At 43.6% G+C, this 4,251-nt stretch carries 5 protein-coding genes and 1 pseudogene; 4 read left to right on the plus strand and 2 right to left on the minus strand.

Annotated elements, in window-relative coordinates; genetic code table 11:
- The first annotated feature begins 171 nt into the window (after positions 1-171).
- Positions 172-450 (plus strand): CpeR family transcriptional regulator, encoded by a 279-nt coding sequence (locus JGK20_RS33530; RefSeq protein ID WP_293192369.1) that lies wholly within the window; start codon positions 172-174, stop codon positions 448-450.
- 112 nt (positions 451-562) lie between these two features.
- Complete coding sequence (locus JGK20_RS33535; protein ID WP_293212534.1) at positions 563-1,228, plus strand: HEAT repeat domain-containing protein; 666 nt, start codon at positions 563-565, stop codon at positions 1,226-1,228.
- A gap of 130 nt (positions 1,229-1,358) precedes the next feature.
- Here JGK20_RS33535 and JGK20_RS33540 read toward each other — a convergent pair whose 3' ends face one another.
- On the minus strand, positions 1,359-1,937 hold the full coding sequence (locus JGK20_RS33540) for a phycobilisome protein (protein ID WP_293212532.1): 579 nt from the start codon (positions 1,935-1,937) through the stop codon (positions 1,359-1,361).
- Between the two features lie 257 nt (positions 1,938-2,194).
- Here JGK20_RS33540 and JGK20_RS33545 point away from each other — a divergent pair, with 257 nt between their 5' ends.
- Positions 2,195-2,929 carry a 15,16-dihydrobiliverdin:ferredoxin oxidoreductase gene (locus tag JGK20_RS33545; protein WP_293184986.1) on the plus strand — a complete coding sequence of 245 codons (735 nt, stop codon included), beginning with the start codon at positions 2,195-2,197 and terminating at the stop codon, positions 2,927-2,929.
- Positions 2,930-2,936: 7 nt separating this feature from the next.
- A pseudogene (locus JGK20_RS33550) lies at positions 2,937-3,667 on the plus strand (phycoerythrobilin:ferredoxin oxidoreductase).
- Between the two features lie 134 nt (positions 3,668-3,801).
- Here the strand turns inward: JGK20_RS33550 and JGK20_RS33555 are convergent.
- A partial coding sequence (locus JGK20_RS33555; RefSeq protein WP_293233717.1) for a pentapeptide repeat-containing protein occupies positions 3,802-4,251 on the minus strand: 450 nt, incomplete at its 5' end.

Consider the following 4,251-nt stretch of genomic DNA (forward strand, 5'->3'; position numbering starts at 1 on the left):
GAAAAGCAATCCCAAATGCCTTCAGCAATGGGATAGAGAGCTGCGTAGCTCAGCCGAGGCGGGTTAATCCGCTCGAAGTGAAAGCGAAAGGGGAGGGACCGGGTGCCTCCCGTGTCATGTAATAGATGACTATACTTTTACCAGCTATTACCCCCAATAGCCGATAAAAAAATGCAGGCTTGGATACGAAGCCGTCACCTAATTTTTTTAGGTCAATTTTTGATTTTTGAAACTTTAGACTACCCAGCCGTTGAGAGATTTGAGCAATGTATCATCAGTCTAGGAGGATGCTTAATTTCTGTGGAACCGCTCAAACGAGTTTGGATGGGAAATCACCGACAAGTGATGCTCTATCAAGGGAAAGGGAGTTTGCATACACCTCATCATGAACTGCGACAATATTGGTTCAAATACGGAAGTTTTCAGACGAGATTTGATGAGAGAGTTTAAAGAAACGAGGTTCACGGTCAAAAAAAGATTTCGGTGTTAAGATAATTTTGGTAAGTTGCACAAAGTGAACCCTGTTGTTTAAAGTAAGGAAAAGTCCTGCTCTGTTGCGGTTATGGATATTCACGAAATTGAAGCGTTTCTAGATAATTCTGATTTTCAATATCGACTCAAGGCGATCGCAGCTCTGAAAGATTATACACCAGAGATTGCCGTTCCTTTGCTAAAAGCTCGGCTCAACGACCCAGAATTTTTAGTCCGTACCTTTGTCAGCAGGGGATTTGGACAACAGCAAACCGCCGAATCTTTCGCCGCCTTGCTGCAAATCATGAAACTTGATAACACTCCCAATGTGCGCGCCGAAGCGGCAAATTCCCTGTCGCTCTTCGGTAGGTGCGCTGCGTCTCATTTAGTGCTGACTTTTATTCAGGATGACCACTGGCTGGTGCGTCGCAGCATTTTGGGGGCGCTGGTAGATATGGAGTGCTACAACGAACTGTTTGAGGTGTGCGTGGAAGCTTTGGCGGGGGAAGATATGACCACCCAGGAAGCGGCTGTGGACGCGCTCGGTGCTTTAGCTGGAAGCAGTCAGGAAGCAGCGGCATTGGCTCGGTTGTTGGCGCTGGCTAGTTCTGAGTATGAAGGGATTCGCCAGCACACTGCATCTGCTTTGAAGCATTTTGATGATCCAGAAGCGAAGCAGGTGTTGAGTCAACTGCGGCAAGACTCCCATCATCGAGTGGTTGGTGCGGCTTTAGAAAATTTGCTCGATCGCAATTAAGAATATTTTATCAAGTTCTAGAGGCAGAAACCGGGTTTTTTCGGGAAATATGGCCTGAAGTGCGAGGAATGTGGGCGAACGAACCCGGTTTCTTAAATGCCTGTGGTTAATTCCTGCGATTGTTAAGCGGTCAAACTTGACTGAACTGTTTTAAGCCAGCGATTAAATTGTCAAAAGCAAGACCAGATAAATGCTGTTCCTCAGAACTAAATTGCTGTAAACTGACTATTTTTAATTGTTGTAATCCACAGAGCATCGCCGCCACGGGAACTCGCAATTCTTGATAAAGTAGTTCCATGTTTTCTAGTCCTGCTTGACTGGTAAATTCCGGGTTTTTCCCTGCTATGCTATAGGAGACGGAGCGCAAGAAATGCCAAAAATCTCGCCAACAAGCTTCGGCGCGTTCAGCAGGATAGAGGTCATTGTCTGGTTCGGTGATATTTGGAAAGTCGGCTAACACCTTTTCCCTGGCATTCGATACAAGATTAGGAGCTTGCTCTCGCAGCAATCTTGCTTGTTCTAACATTGAAGAGGTATCGGGAACCAGATTTTTGATGATTTCTAAATCTTCATCTGTGAGATATCGACTTTCATCGTCAGCCTTTTGAAAAATGGCAATTACTTCATCTGGATAGATATTTTTCCAAGTAGCAAAGCTGACAATTCTCGCTTTGGGAATTAATTGTTTTGCTCTTTCACTTAATTGCATAGCTATTAAAATTGTCCGGAGGGAATTGAGTACAATTCAAGTTATAGACTAGAATTATGAGAAAATTGATTAAGATTTGTTACATTTGAGAGAATCAAAGATGAGAGTGTGGTAAAAGTCTTCATTAGATTAAGTGCGATCGCACGTTTGGTTTCATAACGAAATATTACTTTGTTATCCATAAAAGAGACTAGGCCCAGGGCGATCGCCTATTATCCTGTGTTCAGGGAGAGATTGAAGGAGCTAAATTATAATCTATGTTTAAGCCATTTCAGCAATTTCTAGAAAAAGAACTGTTTGAGAACTTTGCACTAGAGAGCCGTCCCATTCCCTCTGGATTGGAATCTGTGGTGAGTGAAAGAGGTAAAAATCCCGCCACAATTCAAAGCTGGTGTTATCAATGCCCTGAATTGCGAAAAATTCGCTACACCTACATCGATGCTGGGGAAACGGCACAAATTTTTAACAGTGTCATTTATCCAAGCCACAATTACGATGTGCCGTTGCTAGGGATTGATTTTTTAGCGTTTGGACAAAAGAAAATCTTGGTGGTGATAGATTTTCAGCCGTTATTTCGCGATCGGGCTTACACAGACAAGTATATCGAACCGTTGACCGAAATTCGAGCTAAATACAGCTCGTTGGTACAAGACTTAGAAATGAAGTTTTATGATGCCAACCAGTATTTTTCCAAGAATTTGCTCTTTGCCAAAACCGACGCCGAAACAGTAGTGAACCAATTGTTTCCCGCCTATCAAGAATACGTCCAGTTGTACTGGAAAATGCTACAGCAAGCTACTCCCCTGACAACTCCCGAAGAAATTCAGCGGATTGTGAAAGCACAGAAAGAATACGATCAGTATAGTGCAGAAAGAGACCCCGCATCCGGGCTGTTCGGCAGCTATTTTGGTCATGAATGGTCAGAGCGCTTTTTGTACGAGTTTTTGTTTGAAGATGCTGTTCCCTTAGCGGTTCCCGCCGGGACAAAATAAATTAAAAATGACTCTCTATCAGCCTTTTTTAGATTACGCCATCCCACTGCTCAGGGAGCGACTTGACTTAGCTCCATATCCGATTCCAGCAGGTTTTGAAAAAAAAGAATGTATCACTGGGAAAGGAAAAAAAGAGCAGTTGGTTGTCACTACTAGCTATGCTTTTCAATCGCCCAAACTGCGACAAATTCGGGCGGCTCATGTTGAGGGCGGTGATGCTCTTCAGGTTTTGAATTTTGTGATTTTCCCGCAAATTAATTATGATTTGCCTTTTTTTGGGGCGGATTTGGTGACTTTACCGGGGGGACATTTGATTGCTTTGGATATGCAGCCGCTTTTTCATGATGCGGCCTATCAAAAGCAATACTCAGAGCCGATTTTACCGATTTTTAACAAGTATCAAAAAGATTTGCCCTGGGGGGGAGATTTTCCTGAAGAGGCAAAACCTTTCTTTTCTCCGGCTTTTCTGTGGACTCGTCCTAAGGAAACTGAGGCTGTGCAGACTCTTGTGTTTGACGCTTTTAAGGATTATCTACAAGCTTATCTCGATTTGGTCGATCGCGCGCAACCAGTCACCGACAGTCAGAGATTGGTCGAGATTCTTCAGGCTCAACGCATTATATCAACTATCGTGCGGCGAAAGATCCTGCGAGGGGGATGTTTCTGCGGTTCTATGGTGAGGAGTGGACTGAGGAGTATATTCACGGTTTTCTGTTCGATTTAGAACGCAATTTATAGGAAAATTAAAATTTGTTTGTAGTGAGGACTTAAGTCCTCTGAATTTGCGGACTTAAGTCCGCACTACAAACGGTTTGTAGTGAGGACTTAAGTCCTCTGAATTTGCGGACTTAAGTCCGCACTACAAACGATATCTAATTTGCAAGACTTTGAGCTGTGTTATTCCGAGTATAAGGATTCCAAGTACCTAACTCCTTGGAATTGCGACTGGAAAGCATCGCTCTTGTTTCGGCGCTCAATCCTTGTACCAAGCTGAAATCAGCACCCGCAATACTTTGCAATTGATCTAAATTTGCTCCAGTCAAATCAGCAGCCCGTAAATCTGCGCCTTGCAATTCAGCTCCAATTAACATGGCATTTCGCAAATAAGCACCAGTCAAAAAAGCATTCTGAAGATTAGCGCCACTTAATGCCGCTCCTTCTAAATTTGCTCCCGTTAAATCCGCTCCACTGAGATAAGCACCTCGCAGATTGCAATAACTTAAATCCGCTCCTCGGAGATTGGCTGCATTCAAAAAAGCTCCGCTCAGACTAGCTTTCGGGCCAATAGCTTCGGATTTTTGGTAATTAAATCCTTCTGGCCA

This window comes from Microcoleus sp. PH2017_05_CCC_O_A (genome assembly GCF_020738785.1).
GTDB lineage: Bacteria > Cyanobacteriota > Cyanobacteriia > Cyanobacteriales > Microcoleaceae > Microcoleus.